This is a genomic window from Telluria sp. AZSoR62, assembly GCF_058111565.1.
Genome location: NZ_JBYTST010000003.1, coordinates 281323 through 299247 on the forward strand (window position 1 = coordinate 281323; position 17925 = coordinate 299247).

The 17925-nt window shown below is 63.9% G+C and carries 23 protein-coding genes; all 23 read right to left on the reverse strand.

What is annotated here, in order from left to right; translation table 11 throughout:
* The 23 genes from AC3XQU_RS07145 to AC3XQU_RS07255 all read right to left on the reverse strand — a co-directional run bounded on the left by AC3XQU_RS07145 (position 1) and on the right by AC3XQU_RS07255 (position 17373).
* Entirely contained in the window at positions 1-288 is a 288-nt protein-coding gene (locus AC3XQU_RS07145; protein WP_489873449.1) for a DUF1799 domain-containing protein, read from the reverse strand.
* 74 nt (positions 289-362) lie between these two features.
* Positions 363-704 (reverse strand): hypothetical protein, encoded by a 342-nt coding sequence (locus AC3XQU_RS07150; protein ID WP_489873450.1) that lies wholly within the window; start codon positions 702-704, stop codon positions 363-365.
* Between the two features lie 42 nt (positions 705-746).
* Complete coding sequence (locus AC3XQU_RS07155; protein ID WP_489873451.1) at positions 747-1706, reverse strand: phage tail tube protein; 960 nt, start codon at positions 1704-1706, stop codon at positions 747-749.
* 3 nt (positions 1707-1709) lie between these two features.
* Positions 1710-1883, reverse strand: a complete 174-nt coding sequence (locus AC3XQU_RS07160; protein ID WP_489873452.1) for a hypothetical protein — start codon at positions 1881-1883, stop codon at positions 1710-1712.
* 1 nt (position 1884) lies between these two features.
* Positions 1885-2322 carry a hypothetical protein gene (locus AC3XQU_RS07165; RefSeq protein WP_489873453.1) on the reverse strand — a complete coding sequence of 146 codons (438 nt, stop codon included), beginning with the start codon at positions 2320-2322 and terminating at the stop codon, positions 1885-1887.
* A complete protein-coding gene (locus AC3XQU_RS07170) occupies positions 2319-2615 on the reverse strand; it encodes a head-tail joining protein (protein WP_489873454.1) in 297 nt (98 codons plus the stop codon). Before AC3XQU_RS07170 ends, AC3XQU_RS07165 begins: the two co-directional genes overlap by 4 nt.
* A 12-nt stretch (positions 2616-2627) precedes the next feature.
* Positions 2628-2960, reverse strand: coding sequence for a DUF2190 family protein (locus AC3XQU_RS07175; RefSeq protein ID WP_489873455.1), 333 nt, complete (start codon positions 2958-2960; stop codon positions 2628-2630).
* A gap of 50 nt (positions 2961-3010) precedes the next feature.
* Positions 3011-5029: a prohead protease/major capsid protein fusion protein gene (locus AC3XQU_RS07180; RefSeq protein ID WP_489873456.1), complete on the reverse strand. Its 2019-nt coding sequence runs from the start codon at positions 5027-5029 to the stop codon at positions 3011-3013.
* A gap of 127 nt (positions 5030-5156) precedes the next feature.
* Positions 5157-5345, reverse strand: coding sequence for a hypothetical protein (locus AC3XQU_RS07185; RefSeq protein ID WP_489873457.1), 189 nt, complete (start codon positions 5343-5345; stop codon positions 5157-5159).
* Positions 5345-5662, reverse strand: a complete 318-nt coding sequence (locus AC3XQU_RS07190; protein WP_489873458.1) for a hypothetical protein — start codon at positions 5660-5662, stop codon at positions 5345-5347. The genes AC3XQU_RS07185 and AC3XQU_RS07190 overlap by 1 nt, the downstream gene beginning before the upstream one ends.
* Positions 5662-6936, reverse strand: a complete 1275-nt coding sequence (locus tag AC3XQU_RS07195) for a LamG-like jellyroll fold domain-containing protein (protein ID WP_489873459.1) — start codon at positions 6934-6936, stop codon at positions 5662-5664. Before AC3XQU_RS07195 ends, AC3XQU_RS07190 begins: the two co-directional genes overlap by 1 nt.
* Positions 6937-7083: 147 nt before the next feature.
* Entirely contained in the window at positions 7084-7461 is a 378-nt protein-coding gene (locus AC3XQU_RS07200; protein ID WP_489873460.1) for a hypothetical protein, read from the reverse strand.
* Positions 7461-7880, reverse strand: a complete 420-nt coding sequence (locus AC3XQU_RS07205) for a hypothetical protein (protein WP_489873461.1) — start codon at positions 7878-7880, stop codon at positions 7461-7463. The genes AC3XQU_RS07200 and AC3XQU_RS07205 overlap by 1 nt, the downstream gene beginning before the upstream one ends.
* 2 nt (positions 7881-7882) lie before the next feature.
* Positions 7883-8302: a hypothetical protein gene (locus AC3XQU_RS07210; protein WP_489873462.1), complete on the reverse strand. Its 420-nt coding sequence runs from the start codon at positions 8300-8302 to the stop codon at positions 7883-7885.
* Between the two features lie 61 nt (positions 8303-8363).
* The gene (locus AC3XQU_RS07215) at positions 8364-9842 is read right to left on the reverse strand and encodes a phage portal protein (protein ID WP_489873463.1); all 1479 of its coding nucleotides are present in this window, start codon (positions 9840-9842) and stop codon (positions 8364-8366) included.
* A complete protein-coding gene (locus AC3XQU_RS07220) occupies positions 9842-10054 on the reverse strand; it encodes a phage head-tail joining protein (RefSeq protein WP_489873464.1) in 213 nt (70 codons plus the stop codon). Before AC3XQU_RS07220 ends, AC3XQU_RS07215 begins: the two co-directional genes overlap by 1 nt.
* Before the next feature lie 49 nt (positions 10055-10103).
* The gene (locus AC3XQU_RS07225; RefSeq protein ID WP_489873465.1) at positions 10104-10397 is read right to left on the reverse strand and encodes a Mor transcription activator family protein; all 294 of its coding nucleotides are present in this window, start codon (positions 10395-10397) and stop codon (positions 10104-10106) included.
* On the reverse strand, positions 10394-12310 hold the full coding sequence (locus AC3XQU_RS07230) for a phage terminase large subunit family protein (protein WP_489873466.1): 1917 nt from the start codon (positions 12308-12310) through the stop codon (positions 10394-10396). Before AC3XQU_RS07230 ends, AC3XQU_RS07225 begins: the two co-directional genes overlap by 4 nt.
* Before the next feature lie 68 nt (positions 12311-12378).
* Positions 12379-12945, reverse strand: coding sequence for a hypothetical protein (locus AC3XQU_RS07235; protein ID WP_489873467.1), 567 nt, complete (start codon positions 12943-12945; stop codon positions 12379-12381).
* A 181-nt stretch (positions 12946-13126) separates the two neighbouring features.
* Positions 13127-13249: a hypothetical protein gene (locus AC3XQU_RS07240; protein ID WP_489873468.1), complete on the reverse strand. Its 123-nt coding sequence runs from the start codon at positions 13247-13249 to the stop codon at positions 13127-13129.
* A 51-nt stretch (positions 13250-13300) separates the two neighbouring features.
* The gene (locus AC3XQU_RS07245) at positions 13301-14050 is read right to left on the reverse strand and encodes a hypothetical protein (protein WP_489873469.1); all 750 of its coding nucleotides are present in this window, start codon (positions 14048-14050) and stop codon (positions 13301-13303) included.
* 258 nt (positions 14051-14308) lie between these two features.
* A complete protein-coding gene (locus tag AC3XQU_RS07250; protein ID WP_489873470.1) occupies positions 14309-16759 on the reverse strand; it encodes a DUF5906 domain-containing protein in 2451 nt (816 codons plus the stop codon).
* 146 nt (positions 16760-16905) lie between these two features.
* Positions 16906-17373 (reverse strand): YmfL family putative regulatory protein, encoded by a 468-nt coding sequence (locus AC3XQU_RS07255; protein WP_489873596.1) that lies wholly within the window; start codon positions 17371-17373, stop codon positions 16906-16908.
* Positions 17374-17925: the final 552 nt, after the last annotated feature.

Sequence of the window (17925 nt, forward strand, 5' to 3'; positions counted from 1 at the left end):
TTAACGTCGATGTGCCCACTCTTCGAGGGCCACCTGTTCCATTGCCTGTATCTGTTCGAACGCCTGGCAGCTTTTCTTGCGGCCCATGCCCTTCAGCCGCATGCAGGTTTCGACGCCGAGATAGTTCAGGCCGGTTGCGCCACCCATGCCGGCCACGTTCCACTGGGTCTGTACCGCGAGCCAAAGCCGGAACGGTTCATCGTTCTCCGGCCACAACCAGTATTCGTCTCGGTCGAGCTGCAGCGCATCGACGGCATATAGGCCGAAGGCGGCCAGCGCCTTGTCCACGTACTCTTCGGCCGGCGGCTCGTCGTCGCCGCCGAAGCGGAGCTGGCCGCGCGCCAGGTAGCGCGCGGCCGTGGTCAGTTTTTTACGACGGCACCCGAATCGCGCAGGTAGGACTGGAAGCAGACCATCGCCATGCCCGGGTCCTGGTTGAGCACGCGGTCGAAGTTTTCGGCGCTGAAGGCGAGCGGCTGGCCGGTCTCGTCCTGCATGTCGCTGTCCCAGCCTTCGGTGTTTTCCTTCATGAAGTCCTTGATCGGCTGGCTTGCGCCGCCGCCGATCAGGGCGGTGAGCTCGTCCTGCGTCTTGCGCTTGCAGTGCAGGTGGAAGTCGAACGGCAGGACGCTGCCGTCCTCATCCTTGAGTTCTCCCTTGACGTGGACCTTGAGCTTGTTGCGTACGATGAGTTTGTGTGCCATGTGTTGGTATGTGATCTGAGGATTAAGGGGTACCGCCACCCATTACTGGGTGACGATCAACCATTCGTCGTTGCCGTTGACCGGGACCAGGCGCACGTCGAAACCGATCAGGCGCTTGCCATTCAGTTCGGACTTGCGCGGGGTGGTCAGCTGTGCGGCCGCTGCAAAGACGATGATCTTGTTGCCGGCCACGGTACCGATGGTCAGGGCCAGGCTCTGCGTCGTGTTCGCCTTGACGGCGGCCATCAGCGCGACTTCCTGCGCCGCGGTCAGTTCGAGCTCGAGCGATGCGGTCGACGCACGGTCGGTGATGTCGACGGTCTCGGTGCCCAGCATCGGGCTGAAATTCACGACGTTGCCGAAGTTCAGTTCGAGGCCGGTGCTGTTGTAGACCGTGCCGCCGGTCAGCGCACCGGCCGCATAGGTGGCGCCCAGGGTGATGTCGACCACGTTGGCCTTGGTCATCGCCACTGGCTTCTTCCATGGCGTATAGACCGGGGTGACGTTCGGGGTGGCCGCAATGCCGCCGTCCAGACCGACCCACTCGAAGCGCAGGACCGGGCGTTCGCCGACCTTGGCCGACAGCGTGCAGTTGCCTTGCGTGTCGAGCAGCTTATGAACCACGCCGTCGTCGTAGTAATACTGGGTCAGCGCCTTCAGGTTCGAGGACTGCGGCGAGTACTCGACGCGCGCCGGGGTGGTCAGCAGACCTTCGCCAGCCGCACAGCCTTGCAGGAGCTTGCCCCACGCAGGCGCGGTGGCCGCGGTGCCGGAACCGGCGAGCTCGACCGTATAGCTGACCTTCACGCTGGACGGGCCGACCAGCTGTTCGCTGCCACCGAAGTAGCCGCGGATCAGGTTGCGGTCGATAGCCTGCGCGTCCAGCGGGGTGATGCTGACATCGGAGACGAGAACGGCATCCGCGCCGGCTGGCGCAGCGTCCAGACCCGCGCTGGCTTGCACCTTGGCAGTAACGACAGTGTTCTTGATAATACGGGCCATGGGTTACTCCTGGTCGGTGGCCGACGGCTCGGCCTGTTCGTTGCCTGCAGCAGCAGGGACTTCGGCACGTGCTGGATCGTTCGAGATCCACGCCCATTGCCCTTCGTCGAAGGTGTACGAGCCGCCGCCAGGGAGCGGCGGGATCGCGCGGGGGTTCGGTTTGTCGAGTGTGTTCATGTCAGCTGATAAGTGAATTTTCGGTACGATGCTGCGCGATGTAGGTGAGCCGAGCCCACCCGGTCTTGTTTCCTTCGACGGTGTTCTCGGTTTCGATGCCGACGATCGCCAGATCGTCCACCATCCCGCCCAGCGTCGCGTTCGCCGCCAGCCGCTCGTACACGCGCTCGAGCAGCGGATCCACGGCAACGTCGCCGGTTTCCTGCTTGCTGCGTGCGTAACAATCAACGGTAACCCGGGTCGACCAGTCAATCGGTGCGCCAGTGATCGTGCCGGCTTGCGGTAGGCCCTGCTCCCACTGCACGCTGATCGCCTCACCCACCTGGTCGGGGATCTCCACAGCGCGGGCGCGGTAAATGGCTTTGGTGTTGCAGATCGGCGGTTGCGCGGACAGCGTGGCGATGACGGCGCTGACCACCTTCGAGAAGGCGGTGCTCACTGGATGCACTCCACGGTGAGCAGCGTCAGGCCAGTGCCGTCAGGCGCAGCAGCGACGATCGCGTACGGAACACCGGCGATGTGGATCAGCTGGTCGACCGGATCGGTCATTACCGCGCTGGTGGCGACGGAGACGGTCGGACTGGTGTCGGCGGCGCCATGCCCCAGCGACGCGACCATCGAAGGCTTCCGGAAAATGCCCGGCACGGTCACGCCCGCGAGCGTCACCTGGACATTGGCCAGGTGGTTCAGCACGGCAGCGTTGACGGCGACTTCAAAGGTGGCGAAGAGCATGGCGGCTAGGACTTAGCGAATCGCGCCATCGAGCAGCACGGTTGCATTGGTCTCGCCGTTGCCCTTCGCGGCCACCAGGCAGCCAACCAGCGCATTGGCGCCGGCGGTGACGGTGATGCGCTTGGCGGTGTTATCCCAGTACGCCTTGGCGCCGACGGCGCCCACATCGGCGGTGGTGGCCGCCAGCGAGTACACGCCTTCGCGGTCGATTTCGACCGGCGCGCCGTTGGCGGCATCGTTCGATGCGACGCCGACGAGCGCGCCTACCTGCAGGGCCTGTCCGCTGGTGACAGCGTATGGGGCGGTGACCGAGATCACCGAGCCCTTCTGGATCTTGTTCTTCATGGCTTTTGCTTCCTATCGTTCGTTGGACGGGTAGACTGCTAGGGACGGGCTTACGCGCCGTTGCCCTTGTACAGACCACGGTGGTCGACGGCCTTGGCAGCGAAATCGAGGCGGCACTTCCAGGTGACGCCATCGACTTCGAAGCCGTTCTGGCTGTCGATAACCGGACCTTCGGCGCCGTCCAGGTAGCAATATTCGACGGTGTCGATCTGGCCGCTGTTGCTCGCGAGGTACCAGGCGGAGGCGCTGATACCATCCAGGATAGGCTCGACGATCGGCTCGACCGCGGTGCGGCCGCCCGTGCGGAATTCGTTCACGTCGCCGGCCTTGGCAGGGACATAGTTCGAGCTGGTCAGCTGGTAGGCATCCTGCTCGAGCGAAGCCGGCACGATCAGGAAGTTCGGCGCCAGGTTCAGTTCTTCGTTCTGCATGCCCTTCTGTACGCGCATCGCGGTGCGGCCAGCTTTGAGCGAGGACAGCTGCAGGGCCGACGGTGCGCCGGTGCCGAGATTGGCGTGAGCAGGGTCGAACAGTGCGACGCCGTCGCCCATGACCGGGTTGCCCGTCAGCTGGCTGTACACCAGGCGGTTTTCCAGGCGGCTGGAGCTCGCGCCGAAAGCCGACACAAGGCGCTCGAAGGCGCGCAGATCATCGTTGACGATGGCCTGGCGGGTCAGCGATACCATTCGGCCGTAGGTGACCAGGGCGTAGTTCACGCCGGCATCCTTCATCGTGCCGTACTTGAATTCGCCGTGCTCGTTGGTCTGCAGCAGTTCGGGTGCGCCCGACAGCTGCACCAGGCTGATGTTCTTGAAGTCGGCTGCATTTGGCGCGCGGCGTGCCCACTGGGTATAGGTGCCGGCGTTCTCCGCGTAGGCATCGCGCAGGCGCTTGCTCGCGACGTTGGCGAACAGGGCGGCGAAGTCGCTGGTGCCGTGCATGCCCGAACGGTAGTGCAGCATTTCCTTCGCCAGATCCATACGGGCCATTCCGCGGGTTTCAACGCCCTGCGATTCCAGGAAGTCGCGGCCGATCTCGAGCAGGCTCATACCGCGGAACTGGCGGCCGTTGTCGGTCAGCTTGGTGCCCGCGTGGATGCGGTGCATGATCGCTTCTTCAATGCCAGCCATGCGAACTTGCTGGGCGTCGCCGACCACCACGATGCGGCCGGAATTCAGATGGCCACCGCGAGCGGCGTCGTTGCGTGCCAGCTCTTCCAGCACGGCAGCGCGGGCTTGGTCGACCGAGTTGCCGCTGCGGATCAGGCCTGCGGCGAGGTTGGTTACGCCGTGGCGCACGCACAGTTCGGTAATGTCGGCGGAACGGGTAGCGGCGTCCTGGGCGGCGCGCACGGCGGCGTCGTCAGCAGCTGGAGCAGGCGCAGCGGGCGCGGCAGCTGGTGCCGGCGCGGCCGAGGCGGCCGAACGGTTTTCGATGACAGGCGCGGGATTCGGTGCGCCCGACTGGGTACCTTGAGCTTGAGGCATTGTGGTTTCCTGGGAAGTTGAAGGATGGGCGGGCGCCCGGGTGATGAACTCGCATGGGACACCGTTCGTCGGCTGGCTGCGCGTGCTTGCATCAGCATCGGCCGGAACGGTGACAAAACTGATTTCGTAGGGCTGCCAAGCGACGGCGCGGTACAGAGGCATGGTGCCGCCGTCGGCGCGATCGATGGTCTTGGTGACTTCGTACTTAGTGACGCTGTAGCCGACGCTGATCGAACGGATGATGCCGGCCTTGATGTCGGCCACGATCTCGGCGATGTCAGCGCGCTTGGACAGGCGGAGCGTCGCGCGGCCCTCGCCGTTCTCGATGCTGCCGCGCACGGCTACGCCGAGGATCGAACCGATACCGCCATGGATTCGGTGGTTGTCGAACACTTGTACGGTGCCGGCTTCGAAGCGAGACATGTCGACTGCTTGTGGCGTGACGTCCAGCTCCTCCTCGTACGCAGAGTCGGTCCACCAGTCGTAGCGGCGCACGCGGGCGCCAGTGGTCCAGACCACCTCGACGGTGTTGTCGGCGTCATTGAAAGTAGCTGGGACCAGCTCAGCCGAGCGGCTGAGCATTGGCATGTTCCGAGGGTCGGTCTCGGCCCGGGCTTGGTTGGTCGCAGAGGTAGGCGTCGTCATGTAGCCCATTCTGCTCATTGCTTTGTCTCAATTCTCGGAAAACTGAGACAGATTTACTAGCGCCCTATTTCGTGTCGTCGGCGACGTAATAGCGCCCAGCCTCCAGGGCCAGACGCTTGCGCGGGTAGGCCTGTGCAGGATTGGCTTTGTCGCCCGATGCTGGATGCGAATCGACAGCTTCAGCTGTTCCTTCCAGCGCTGTCGGCTGGGCGGGCTCGCTGGGCACGCGCGGAAGTCTGGTCGCGTCGTACATCAGTTCTCTACCTTCGCGAAATGGATGGTCCGGTCGAACTGCTCGCTATTTGCGCAGGTCACGCGGAAGATGCAGAAGCTCTCAGCCTCACCCTCGCCCATGCCACCAAGCTTCACTGGCAGCAGGCCGCCATGCTCACCCTGGGGGACGCCCTTCTCAAGCAGCTCGACACCCTCCGGGATGACCTCGAACGAGATGGTCGTGGTCGCGCTGTCCACCAGCTGGGCGGTAACGTCGGCCACGTAAAACAGCTTGTCGTTCGGATCTTTGTCGATGTACCACCTGCCGTCCTTCTCGTACGGTTTGTTCTCACCCATTAGAACCTCACTATTCTGGTGCCGCCGCCAAACGTGACGACACGGACTCCACCGCTGAAAATAACCGTGCGCACGCCGCCGCCGAAGACCACGGTGCGTGATGCCGATACTGTTGTTGCATCGATCTCGCTGTCGCTGCCGACGTAGCCGAGGCGAATCAGCTGTCCCTCGATCTGGAAGGTGGCCGCCTGCACCGGGATCCGGCGCGCCACGCGCATCGCGACGGCCCCGCCGGCGAGAGCAAGCGCCGCGGGCGAGACCGCTACCGTATAGCTGCCAGCACCTGGAGCAGGTGTGTAATGGAACTGGATCGTCCCGCCAGTCACCACCATCTGCACCGGCGCCACGGTCAGCCGCCGGGATGCGCGGACCTGAGCCGCGCCGGCCTGCATCGCCAGATTGGCCGCACTCACCGCAAGCTGCCGTGCTGCCCTTAGTCCGACTGCGGCGGCCGTTGCGGTCATCGCCGCCGGCTGTACGCTTACGCGGCGCGCGGCACGCAGGCCGAAGTCACCACCGGTGGCAGCCAGTGCTGCAGGTTGAACGCCAAGGCGCCGGGATGCCTTGAGCGCTACCGCACCACCAGCAGCCGACATCGCGCCGGCCTGCACGCCAACGCGACGGGACGCCCGCAGCCCGACGTTTCCGGCGCCCAGCAGCAGAGCGGCCGGGGTCACTGCGACCGAAAGGCCGATGGCAGCTGGAACGAAATAGGCCTCGTCATCCTCTGGGTCAGCGAACAGCTGCCAGGGGTTCGCTGACACCTGAGCGATCTCGGCATCCGATAAGGCTCGGCGCCACACCATCACCAGCGGCAAGACTCCGCCACCGAGGTGAGAAGCTGTATCGTAAGGGTCGCCGCCGATTACGGCATTGCTACCGTTAAAGGCATTGGGAACATTCGTAGATGTCTCCGACGCTACTTCTCGTCCGTTGACGAAAATCTTGTGATTGCTGGACGATCGCCGAGTCCCGACGATGACCCGCGGGACACCCTTGTCGGTGATGATATCTTCGGCGCTCGCCAAATAGACCAGCGCACTACCATCCCTGTCTCTAACAACCAGCCGCGGACCGAGGCTGCCGTCCCGCATCGCTAGTTTTACAATTTGCGTGTCGTTCGGGCGCTCGCAATAGAGCGCCTGCCCGCCAGTCTTGATGTTGTCCGAGTTGGACGCAAGCATGGTAAGGATCGTCCACGCGGGCGACAGCGAGATCGCTGCGGAGTCGCTCGCCACCCACCAGGAGCTGTTGGCGGTCGAAGTGAAACCCATGCCCACATAACAGGCCTTGACGAGGGCACCATTTACCGAGCGAGCGCCGCCGATATGCGGCGTCCAAGCCCCGGCAAGCTCACGCGCTAACGGGTGCCCTCGGAGGAGTGAGGCCCGGCCCTGCGGCTGATAGCGCATGCCACCCATTTAGCTACTCGCTGCGAGGTCGGATTCGTACAGAACCGAGTTCGTGGTGTTGCCGTAGCCGATGGCGCGCACGAACTTGACTTCCTTGTCCAGGCGGACGCTGGCCGTGACGTCGCCCGTTGATGCGGTATCGCCACCGAAGGTCCAAAAATCATAGATCTTCGGCGTACCGGCAGTAGGGTCGGGCGACCACTGCCAGGTGAGCGTACCCACCGCGCCGACGGCGCCGTTGTTCTTGATCCGGCCACCCAGCAGGCCGCCGTTGTAGCCGGTGACGTCAACCCATGCGCCGGTGAAAGCGGGCGCCGTCTTCGTGGTTGTGCCGGCCGCGCCGGTTCCCGAGGCGATTACAACCGAAGTTTTTGTTACAGCAGCCATTATTTCTCCGAGCCGTCAGGGTTATACATGGCGGCATTGACCTGGTCCCGCGTGACCAACGACGGCCTCATGGCAAGCGCCTTGAGCTGTTCGACGTGCGATGCCTGCAGGGTGCCGCCTCGTTGGAGCTGGTCGAGCAGAGCGAGTGCGCCAGAGTCGCCAATGTCGAGGCCTGCGTCTTGCGCGAGAAAGCGCACGGCCCAGGCCACGGCCACGCTATGCGGGGCGGCCGCCTCCAGTGCCTCCAGGATTGCGGCGCCGTCAGCACACTGCGTCAGTACGGCTCGCGCGCTGATGAAACGCTGCTGCGGCACCAGCGGTGCGGCAAGGTTCAAGGCAGCAGCCAGGCCGTCGATGTCCCGCGCGGCGCGCATCGCGTCGAGGTCGCGGCGCGCGTGAATGCGTTCGTGGATGCTCATGATTAGGTCAGCGTGAGAACGCCGGTCGTCACATCGAAGTCGACGGTCAGCGTCTCGCCATCGTTCAGCGTGATGCTCGAGCCGTAGTCCACGTAGCCGATCAGGGGCTTACCCGCCGCGCTGTCGTTGTAGACGACGGCGTAGCGCAGCGGGCCGACGGCGCCGCCGGTAGCAGTGATCACCTCGTCGGCAATCACGACCTTGGCCGTGCCGGCGGTCTCGGACAGAACGACCGAGTCCAAGGTATAGCCGCCGGAGACATATCCTCCGGCCGTCGCTACCTGCGTGATGTCGGCCAGCACCGTGTTCGTCGCAGCCGGAGCCGCGTTGGTCAGCACAGCCTTGAAGGTGTGCGAGCCAAAGTCGTGCTTCCCGCGCAATACCTGCTCAGCAAAATCTTGAAACTTCAGCAATGTTGGCATTCGCCATCTCCAAAAGTAAAAGGGTGTTATGACGACCGCTGGCCAGCAGCGGGTCTGTGATTCAGCTGTCGCTCTTGTCGCCAGACGTTGGCGGTGTCGGTGTCGGCAAATTGCCGCGCTGCAGGAACAACAACACGTCAAGGATTCCCATATCGCGCAGCTTGTCGATATCACCTTTCAGCTCAGTGAAGACCACGTCCGGGTCGTAGCCGCGCTGGCGGAGCTTCTCGCTGATGCTCGCCAGGCCGCCCCCGATCTCGGCCAAGTCGGCCTTCACGTCCTGTTCGGGATTGACGTAGTCCCACTTCGGCGGGCTGAAATCGACCGCCTTGTCGAGAACCTTGATCAGGCCTGCCAGGAAGGCGTGCTCAATGAAGGCGTCGTGCACCGGGACGAGCAGCTTCGGGATCAGCGTGATCCACTGCATTTGCGTGACCGCGCGGCGGAAGTCGAGCAGGCGCACGCGCGCGCTGCTGAAGTTCACCTCGTTCAGGTCGCCGGTAAGCAGGTGGTACGGCACGCCGATGCCGGCAGCGATCAGGTGCAAATTGAATTTGAGATAGTCGACGTATCCCGGCGCGGCCTTCGGCTCGACGACGGTGAAGGTCATCCCGGCAGGCATGCCAAAGATGTTGCCGCCGCCAAGTTCGCCCATGTCCCGCATACCAGGCCCCTGTGCACTGCTGCCCTCTCCCATTCCAGCCGGGTTTTCCATCTGGGCCATGTCGCCGCTGGCCAGCACCGACAGGCGCGTCTCCAGGTTCTTGCGCGCCAGCTCGGCATCCTCGTACAGCTGGAGGTCGCGCACCCGGGTGATTACGGGCGCCAGTCGGGTGAAGCCGCGGCCCTGCCCAGGACGGCCCGGGTTGAACAGGTGGATGATGTCCTTGGCCGGTACGCGCTGGCTCTGCGCGCGACCCCGCGCGACGGCTATCTCTCCCGGGTGCTGGTCCCACAGGTAGTAGGCAGCGACCGCGCCCAGCATGTCGTACTCGATGCCGTTGATGATCTGGTTGCCGTTATGGCTGCCTGCGCGTGCGTCGTCGAGCCAGTCGATCTCCAGCAGCTGGAGCTGCAGCGGCACGGGCAGCCCATCCGTTGGGCGGCGCGAGCGCAGGCGCACCAGCACTTCGCCGTCCTGCTCCATGGCGAAGTAAGCCGCTTTCACCAGGCCGAAGAAGTCGAAGCGGCCATCGGCGTCGCACACCTTCCACCAGTCCTTGAGAAGCAGATTGATCTTGTCCTTTTCGCGGCCGGTCGCGCGCGGGATGATGCCAGCGCCGACGGTGGCCACCGCCAGCCCGTCCAGGCCGGCCCAGATATACGGAACGTTCTGCACCAGGGCGCGGGCTTTGGTGCGCAGCGTGCGGGCGTCGGCGCGGTGGTCGGTGTTCGCGCTGGCCCCGGCGCGGCGCGGGCGCCAGCTGTCGCGCGGACTGGCCGCCTCGTATGCGCGTTCGAGCTGGCGGCGGGCAAAGTGCCGCGAAATGCCGGCGCGGGGGCTGACCCAGCCAACGATCTTGTCGATCAGGTTCGGCATCAGTCGCCCCTGCTGGTAGTAAAGCGGAATTTGAAGAGGTGCGGGCCGCGGTCCTGGATCCCGCCGCTAAGAACTTGAGCGGTGTGGTGGCGCGCAGCGATCATCTGCGCGGTGTTCTGGTAGGTGATGCGCCGGCCGTCGAATTCCACCGACAGGGCGCCGGAGGCGATTGCTGCGTCGAGCGCGTCGAGGTCTAGTTGAGAAATGGCCATGCCGCCAAGGGTAGCGGGGCGGCTGTCTCAATTCTCGGAAAACTGAGACTTATTTAGGGCGGCCCGATGTCTTGATGATCCGGTACACCGTCGCGCGGCTGAGCTGCAGGCGGCGGCCCACCTCGGCAGCGTTGCGGCCGTCAAACATCCGCAGCACGTCCTGGACGACCTTGTCTCGCTCGGCCTGCGAGCGGCGCGGGATATAGGTCTCGATTCCGGCGAACTCCCGGCGCGCCATCTGCTTGAGCTCCTCCGCGCGATCGCGCATGTCGGGGAACTCGACGACGATGAACTCGAAGATCCGGTCGACCAGGTCCGAGTTGTCCAGGATGGCGTCGCTCACCACTGCCTCCCGGCTGGCCGGCGCGGAGCGCTGGAGTTCGAGGAGGGCTTCGCTGTCGGCTGCCATGGGTCGGTCCCGGTATTATTTTGTGGTGTGGGTAGTGGTGTTGCAGCGGACGTTGGCGCGGTGTCGCTGTCTGCCGCTGCTGGCTGGTCGAACATGTCGGGCGTGTCCGGATCGACCAGGGCGCGCACCATTTTCCATTGAGCGGGGGTTTTCTTGTGCAGGCCCAGGTACTGCGCGCACGCGACGGCGTAGACCATCAGGTCACCCGCCTCGTTGCGATCGCTCTTTTTCTTTTCCCAGATCCGCACCTTGCGCCCTCGCTTGAACACGTTTACGCAGTACTCGGCGGTCAGCTGCTCGTAGTACTCCTTCGGCAGGTCGGCCGGGAAGTGGATCGCGCCCGGGCCGCTGGGCAGGTGGTAGCGCGCTGCCAGGTAGTCCTTCGCCGTGTCGGTACCGATCATCCATAGCTTGACGCCGTGCGGCATCGTCTTGCCCTGCCAGCTGGCATCCACCAGCGAGGGCTTCACGCCGAGGATAGGCTTGTTCGGGGTGGATGAGCCCTTGATCGCGTAGATGTGGCGGTGCTGGCGGGTGCGCGTAAAGTTGTAGACGTCATTGGTATTCGCGCCGCCCGAGTCGATGAAGGCAGCAGAGATCGCCAGCATGCGCCCGCCTTCATGGCGGTACCGGACCTGCAGCGCCTCCTCAAGCTTGTCCTGGGTGGCCTGGTCGGAGGGCGAGCCGGCGATCACTTGGTAGTCGACGATCCAGGCTTCCATGCCCTCGCCCCACGCAACGACCTTCAGCTCGAAGCGGTCGGGCTGGGTGTCGACGGTCGCGCTCAGCACCAGGCCGCCCTTCGGCACGGTGCCGCACTTGTAGCTTTCGGCCCGGGCCTGCAGCTCGCCCGCCTTGGTCTGTTCCTTCTTCCGCTCCCAGCAGCGCGCCAGGCGCGTGTTGTAGAACGTGATCATTAGCTCCTCGCTGCCCTCGTCCAGCTTGGCCCGGGCGGCGCGGTACTCGCGCAGCATGGCGATCCACGGCAGCCAGCCGTAGGGCGCGAACATGGCGTTGATCGTGAAGCTCACCGTCTCCCCGTCGCCGGGCACACCGTGGGACCACAGGCCACGCGTGAACATGCGGTTCTTGTCGGTCTCGTACATCACGGCGCCACAGTCGACGCAAGGGTAGACGGCGCGGCCCTCGTCGTCCTGCTGCAGCCGCTCGAACACCAGCGTCTGGGCATGGCCGCAGTGCACGCACTCGGCCAGCGCCTCCTGCTGGGTGCCCTGCTGGTACAGGCTCTCGATGATCGACTGGCCGGTGATGGTCGGCGAGCTGGGGAAGTAGCTCTTGCGGTTGCGCTCGAACGTGGTCTGGCGGGCCTTGGCCAGGGCGACCGGATCGCCCTCCCCGTTCACGTTGTTCTCCGCGCGGTCGACCTCGTCGAACAGCACCCGGCGCGCCGGGATCTCCGACAGGTTGGCTGCGGCGCCAGCGGTGACGATGTGCAGCGAGCCCCCGATGTATTCCTTGGTATCGAGGGTATTGACGGAATCGCGCGACCGCGGCGCGGCGACCCGCTCGCGCACTTCCGGTACGGCGGCGATGGTCTTGCTCACGCGAGCGCTGGTGCGCTTGGCGAGCTTGCCGGTCGGGAGGATCCAAAGGAAGTTGGCCGGCGACTGGTGCACGCTCGCGCAGAACCAGTTCAGGCCGACCTGGGTCTTGAGCATCTGGGACGCACCCATCAGCGCGACGGTCTTGCACCAGTGGGAATCGGACAGCGCCTCCATCACCTGGCGCGCGTGCGGGGTGCGGCTGGTGCGGTACTTGCCTGCCTCGTTCGCGCCCGACTCCTTCGGGATGATCATGTAGCGGTCGGCCCAGGCGTCGACCGTCATGTTCGGGTCAGGCGCAAGCCCGCGTGCAAGCGCTGGCTGTACGACGGCGGCAGCTGGTGCGAAGCCTATCATTCGAACGCCGCCTCCACCTGGGCGCCCAGCTTCTCGTTGAAGCCGTGCGCCAGGCTTTCAAGCAGGAGGCGGTGCTCGCGCTCGATCACCGCCTCGCATTCGTCGGCGGTGGTCAGGGCCGCTACGTCAGCGGCGATGCGGCGGGCGCAGTTCACCAAACCATCCCGCAGGGCCCGCGCCGCCTCGAATACGGCCGCATCGACTTCGCTCTTGACCAGGAACTGGCCGGCCTGCTCGGCCAGCTTGAGCTCCGCGAGCGTTGCCTCCGCCGCCTCCCGGCGAGCGCGGCTCGAATCGTAGCCCGGCACCTTCGCTGGAGACTCCGGACCTCCCGCCCCTCCCGCACCCGCTGTCGCCCCGGGCTGCACCCCATTTGCCAGAGGGTCAGGGCGGTTGCCGTTCGCGCGCTGGCGGGTGTTCTTCGCGTAGAGGTGCGACGCATACTCCGGGTCGACCTTGCCATCGGTGACCGGGATCTCGCAGCGCTTCACCGCGTCATACGCGGACTGGCGGGAGATCCCCACCAGCTTGGCCCAGTCGGCAATGGTTGTCAGGTTCGGCATGTGTTTCGAGTCGTTGTCAGGATGATTGTCAGGAAATGTTTTCGGGTTCCGCTAGTGCGCTGACGGGGCCTGAATTACCCTTGCCAGCCATACCCCGGGAAGAACCTAACCCCGGGGGGGTTCACCCAGGGCGCGTCGCGTCGCCTACGTTTTTCACTACATCGCGCAGGGCCGTGGCGGTTTACGGTTCGCGTTTATCGGTGAGCGAGCCACCGAGCGTGATGACATCTGCGACTACTGCTACCGGTGTGGCGACGACCACCCCGACGGCGGCCTTGGTCAAACTACCCAGAATTCCAAACATGACATCCTCCTTCGATTGCCGCCCTCATCGCCGGGCGACATGGCGTTGTTCTTATCGCAGGCGGGCCGTGGCCAGCGCCTTGGCCAGCTCGGCCTCGAAGTGCACCGGGAAGCGGGCCTCGGCAGTGGCCTGGCCGACCTCATGGAACTTTAGGCGCGCGCGGTACTCGACCTTCGACACGAAGATGAAGACCGGGCGGATGGCACTGCCGTGCGCGAACCGGCGCTTCAGGTACACACCAGGTGGCAATCCACGGTTCCCGTTCGGCAGGGCGAAGTAGGTCACGCCTTGGCGCGCGATCGTGCGGTTCGAACGCTGGCTGCCGGTGGCGCGCGACTCGTGGCCAGCGCCGCGCTGCACCTTCAGCTGCGAGAGTATCTGGGTGATCTGGCTGCGACGGATGTTGCCGTTGGCGTCCAGCTGGGCGCCGGCGGCCGGGACCAGGAACCAGCCGGCAGGCATCAGGCCGTTCGCCTGCAGCAGGCGCTCAGCACCCTTGTGGCCACGGCCGCCGCCCAGGATCTGCGGCAGCAGGAAGCGGTCAGCCGGCGTGCCCTTGCCGAATGGGTTGTCCTTCACCCAGACACGCGCCTCGAGGCTGGCCTTTGTTGCGCCCTTGAGGAAGGTGCCGTTCAGGGCGTACGTGGTCGGGCGGTCGAATGAGGCGCGCATCTCGTCCTTGATCGCGGACTGGACGTCCTTCGCGGTGCGGGTCAGCGACACTGCGGCCACGAATGCACCCTGCCGGCCCAGCTCGCTGATCCGGTCGGCCATGGCCGGGAAGGTCGTCTTGATGCTCATCCGCATTTCAGTTCCTCACTTTGCAGGCTTTGCAGCCTTGTTTTCAAACCCTGCGCGCTTGAAACCCGCATGGGCACTATTTCTTAGCTGGGTATGCAGGCATGCAGGGTTGTTTTAGATATGGCTCAGAAAAAAAGAAGGCCATATCAATTCAACGATTCGCGCCTACATGCGCAAAACCCGGCAAACCCTACCTACCCTGCTACAACCCACTATCCATGCGGCTTCCAGCCGCGCAGGGTTTACATGCAACCCTGACTAACCCTGCAATACTCGATCCGCACGAACGTCGGACAGCTTCCTGAACTTGGCAATCTGCTCATCCAAGGGGTGCGGGTAATCGGGGTTCTCGACGACGAACACCATGCGGGTCTTCTTGTGCGTGCTGTCTACCGCCACCAGCTTCTTGGTCTTGTGCTCGCGGCTGCCCACCAGACCAGCGAACTTGCAGAGCGTCAGGGGCTTCTCACCACTCTTGTCGCACCAGCGCTTGTAGATGATATATAGGTCTTCGGACAGGCAGGAGCAGTACGGCGCATCCAGGTAGCCGTCCTTCCAGGTGCGGTGGAAGCTCATCCACCCGGCCAGGCCGAACTCGATCACGCGCTCTTTCGCCAGCGTCATCGGCGGCTTGGTGTGCTCGTTGAAGTCGTCCAGCGGCAGCTCGAGCAAGAAGTGGTAGAAGGCTTCGATGCCGCCCTGGGCGATCGACTCCTGCACCGCCTCATAGAAAGCCGGGTCTTGCTTGCGCCTCGCCTCGACCACCATGAAGCGCCGGTCTTCCAACTCGATCGGAATCGGCTGCGGCTCGTTCGACAGGAACACCGAGTTCATGTGGTTCCGCTCGTCGCGCTCCGGCAGGTTCTTCTGGTTGATGCTCATCGACTTGCCGGTGATCATGTACTTCAGCGTGCCGTTGTGGCTGTACTTGTCGTCGCGCGACAGCACCTCCTCGAACAACACGAACAGCTTGCGGCTGCGCCAGGCTGTGAAGGAGGAGTCAAGCTGGTGTTGGCTTGCCACCGTGCCGTAGTCGCCGTAGATCGGCAGCATCACATCCTGGAAGAACAACGACTTGCCCGTCCCCTGCTTCTCGCCGAACATCAGCAGCGCGGTCTGCATCTTGGCGCCCGGGTGCTGCAGCGGGTAGGCCAGCCAGCGCAGGATCCATTCGACACAGTCTTCGGTCTTGTCTTCGGCGTCGCACAGTGAGGCCAGGAGCGCGAGGATCGGCCCGATCAGCTCGGGCTTGTTCTTCGGCTGCAGCGGCCAGCCCAAGAAGATGTTCATGTGGCTGACCGGATCGGCGGTCTGGGTCGGATCGAACACCAGGTTCTTCGCCTCGATGGTCTTGCGCTGCGCATGCTCTTGCCACTTCCCCGTCAGCTCCGCGGTGTAGTCAGCGCGCACTGCACCAAGCGACATCACCTGCTGGCCGATTGCGTCCCAGACTGTCTCGGTGCCGCGCAGCAGCGTCAGGTTATCGAGCATCTCGCCGAGCTTGCCGCCCCCGCTCCCCCCTTCGACGGCGCGGCCGCCCACGAGGGTAGGCAGGGAGTCGCGAAGGATGGTCCGGCGCTTCGGGTCTTTCTCCCAGGTCGATGCCAAGTCTTTGCCGACCCATGCGGCGAAGGCCGATTTCTTGAGCCGCTGACGGCGCAGGCTGTCCCACACGTCGGTAGTCGGATAGATCAGGCTGAAATGCGCGAGCAGCACCTCCAGGGTGGGAACAACGACTCCTGGCGTTTCGACCAGGTCGGAAGGCGCGGAAAGTAGCGGCACGTCATCTAGGTAGGCCGGAACATCGGGCCTGGTGGTGGCCGCGCCCCTCAGTGCAATGGGCGAACCAGGAGGACGCGGAGGACGCCAGCCAGCATCGACGGCCATCTTGTAGACCGTGGCCACCGTGATGCCGCCGTCACCGCCGAAGGACTTCCAGTGCCCCTCGAGATCCTTGATCCCGGCATACTTCGATGAGCGCGAAGACCAGTAGTCCCACACCGCCAGCCCGTTCGGGCCCAGGGCAGCATAGATGCCCATGCCTACCCGGATCCAGTCGTCGTATCCACAATCCGATTTGATGCAGGCAAGCGCCGATTCAAGCTTGGCACGCTCGTCGGTGGCGACAGGTGCTGGCAGTGGGGGACGAGAAGGGCTCACACCCTTGGCCTGCTGAACCGTCAACTGCAGGCGGGCCAGCACACGTGGATCGATCGCGGCAACGTGCCCGGGGGTGTCGGGGAATTGGGACGCGGTAAAGGTAAAAAATTGGGCGCCGCAGAATACCTCGAGGCCGATATCGTTTGACTTAAAGGTCTTCGTTTCACCGGCAACGATGATGTGCACGCCCTTACGGGACGGCGAGTACTCGGTGTACGAACCGCAGGCGGAGATAATGTCGGCTGCACGCTGAGCGACGGTACCGCTTTCGTCAATGCACCCGTCGATGTCGATACCGATCAGTCCATCTCCTGGCAGGAATGCGAAGCCGATACCGGAATAGCCGGCGCCAAGCCGCGCGAGCGCAGCAGGCAGCGACACCAGCTCGCCGCGGTCCTCGTCGCTGCCCTGCTTACCAGCACGGCGGCGCCCGGAGACGTAGTACGGCATTTTCTTTGGCTTCTTCTCACCTGGTTCGAACTTCCAGACCAGCCATTGCGGCCGGCCTGCCAGTTCTGCAGGGATTGCGCTCACGTTAAGCTGCGACACGATCAACCTCCTCGCTTTGCAGTTCGGCCAGCTGGGCGCGCAGGTGCGCGAGGACGCGGCTCTTGTCCACCGGCGCTGGAGTCGGCGGCATGTCACGGAGACGACGGCGCTTTGATTCGATCACAGTAGGGTCCGGTGTCTTTGAATCAGCGGCCATGACCAGCAACTTCAACTGCGGCTGCCGGCTGGCGGCAGTAAATCTGGAACATCAGGGTCATTAGCTCGCCCATCGTCTTGTGCATGCGCTGGCCGATGCCTTCGAGGTCGTGGCGCTCGCGCGCGTCGATCTCGTCGTCCTTGACCGCCTGGGTGTATGTGGCCGACAGTTCGCCCAGCTCGGAATACAGCTCGTGGAACTTGTCGTGCAGTTGCTCGCCGCTGAGGCCTTCCGCCTGCGGCAGCTCCATGAACACGCCGCCAGATGCAGCAGCGACGGCCTGAGCAAAATGCGTGGTGCCGGCGTGCGCCTGGATCAGCATCGCTGTGGTCACACGCATGCCGGAGCCCTTGACCTCGTACACGCGCGCTTCAAGCTGCGACCTAGTCATGCCGAGCGTCGCCGCGGTGCCGGTCCAGCCGTGCACCTTGATCATGTCTTGGTAAGCGGTCAACATTTCCACAGTATTTCCTTCCGTCTCTTGGGTATCGCTGCCGCGAACGGCTCGTTATCATTTCTGCCAGAAAACCAATCCATGAATAAATGATTTCCTATGTGCAACTCTTCACGCGGCATCAAGTCACGCTTGCTTCAAAGGCTCACTAGGGAGCGCAAACGGGATGCTTTAGTTTTTCAAGTGACTTTGTTTGTTCGATCAGGGCGGTTGCTTACCCTGTCGGCCGCAAGAGTCAACGGCCATGTGATGTGGAGCTACGAACTAGGCCCAGCAGGAACCGCCTCGCCCGCTCTGTCGGTCGTACGGCGTTTAGGCCCCTCGCAATGCTGAGCATGAAGCCCGAGGATTGCGGCCCAGGTAGTACTCAAACATCTGGCCTGACCGTTGAGGATGCGGTTCACGGTCGGCTGAGACATCTTGAGTTCAGACGCAAGTCGGGTTTCGCTCCACGAAGTCGCGGTCTTTACTTCCCGTAAAAGGGTCGAAGGGTCTTTGTCCATGCATGTAGTCTATACGCGAATGAATAGAAATGCAAACCACGAATGAATAGCT

Excerpts from the sequence above, each read along its gene's own strand:
- AC3XQU_RS07235 (WP_489873467.1), bottom strand. The coding sequence starts at position 12,945 with ATGCCGAACCTGACAACCATTGCCGACTGGGCCAAGCTGGTGGGGATC.
- AC3XQU_RS07170 (WP_489873454.1), bottom strand. The coding sequence starts at position 2,615 with ATGCTCTTCGCCACCTTTGAAGTCGCCGTCAACGCTGCCGTGCTGAAC.
- AC3XQU_RS07155 (WP_489873451.1), bottom strand. The coding sequence starts at position 1,706 with ATGGCCCGTATTATCAAGAACACTGTCGTTACTGCCAAGGTGCAAGCC.
- AC3XQU_RS07185 (WP_489873457.1), bottom strand. The coding sequence starts at position 5,345 with ATGTACGACGCGACCAGACTTCCGCGCGTGCCCAGCGAGCCCGCCCAG.
- AC3XQU_RS07230 (WP_489873466.1), bottom strand. The coding sequence starts at position 12,310 with ATGACGGTCGACGCCTGGGCCGACCGCTACATGATCATCCCGAAGGAG.
- AC3XQU_RS07190 (WP_489873458.1), bottom strand. The coding sequence starts at position 5,662 with ATGGGTGAGAACAAACCGTACGAGAAGGACGGCAGGTGGTACATCGAC.
- AC3XQU_RS07240 (WP_489873468.1), bottom strand. The coding sequence starts at position 13,249 with ATGTTTGGAATTCTGGGTAGTTTGACCAAGGCCGCCGTCGGGGTGGTC.
- AC3XQU_RS07210 (WP_489873462.1), bottom strand. The coding sequence starts at position 8,302 with ATGCCAACATTGCTGAAGTTTCAAGATTTTGCTGAGCAGGTATTGCGC.
- AC3XQU_RS07195 (WP_489873459.1), bottom strand. The coding sequence starts at position 6,936 with ATGGGTTTCACTTCGACCGCCAACAGCTCCTGGTGGGTGGCGAGCGAC.
- AC3XQU_RS07150 (WP_489873450.1), bottom strand. The coding sequence starts at position 704 with ATGGCACACAAACTCATCGTACGCAACAAGCTCAAGGTCCACGTCAAG.
- AC3XQU_RS07160 (WP_489873452.1), bottom strand. The coding sequence starts at position 1,883 with ATGAACACACTCGACAAACCGAACCCCCGCGCGATCCCGCCGCTCCCT.
- AC3XQU_RS07205 (WP_489873461.1), bottom strand. The coding sequence starts at position 7,880 with ATGAGCATCCACGAACGCATTCACGCGCGCCGCGACCTCGACGCGATG.
- AC3XQU_RS07200 (WP_489873460.1), bottom strand. The coding sequence starts at position 7,461 with ATGGCTGCTGTAACAAAAACTTCGGTTGTAATCGCCTCGGGAACCGGC.
- AC3XQU_RS07245 (WP_489873469.1), bottom strand. The coding sequence starts at position 14,050 with ATGAGCATCAAGACGACCTTCCCGGCCATGGCCGACCGGATCAGCGAG.
- AC3XQU_RS07180 (WP_489873456.1), bottom strand. The coding sequence starts at position 5,029 with ATGCTCAGCCGCTCGGCTGAGCTGGTCCCAGCTACTTTCAATGACGCC.
- AC3XQU_RS07175 (WP_489873455.1), bottom strand. The coding sequence starts at position 2,960 with ATGAAGAACAAGATCCAGAAGGGCTCGGTGATCTCGGTCACCGCCCCA.
- AC3XQU_RS07220 (WP_489873464.1), bottom strand. The coding sequence starts at position 10,054 with ATGGCCATTTCTCAACTAGACCTCGACGCGCTCGACGCAGCAATCGCC.
- AC3XQU_RS07255 (WP_489873596.1), bottom strand. The coding sequence starts at position 17,373 with ATGTTGACCGCTTACCAAGACATGATCAAGGTGCACGGCTGGACCGGC.
- AC3XQU_RS07215 (WP_489873463.1), bottom strand. The coding sequence starts at position 9,842 with ATGCCGAACCTGATCGACAAGATCGTTGGCTGGGTCAGCCCCCGCGCC.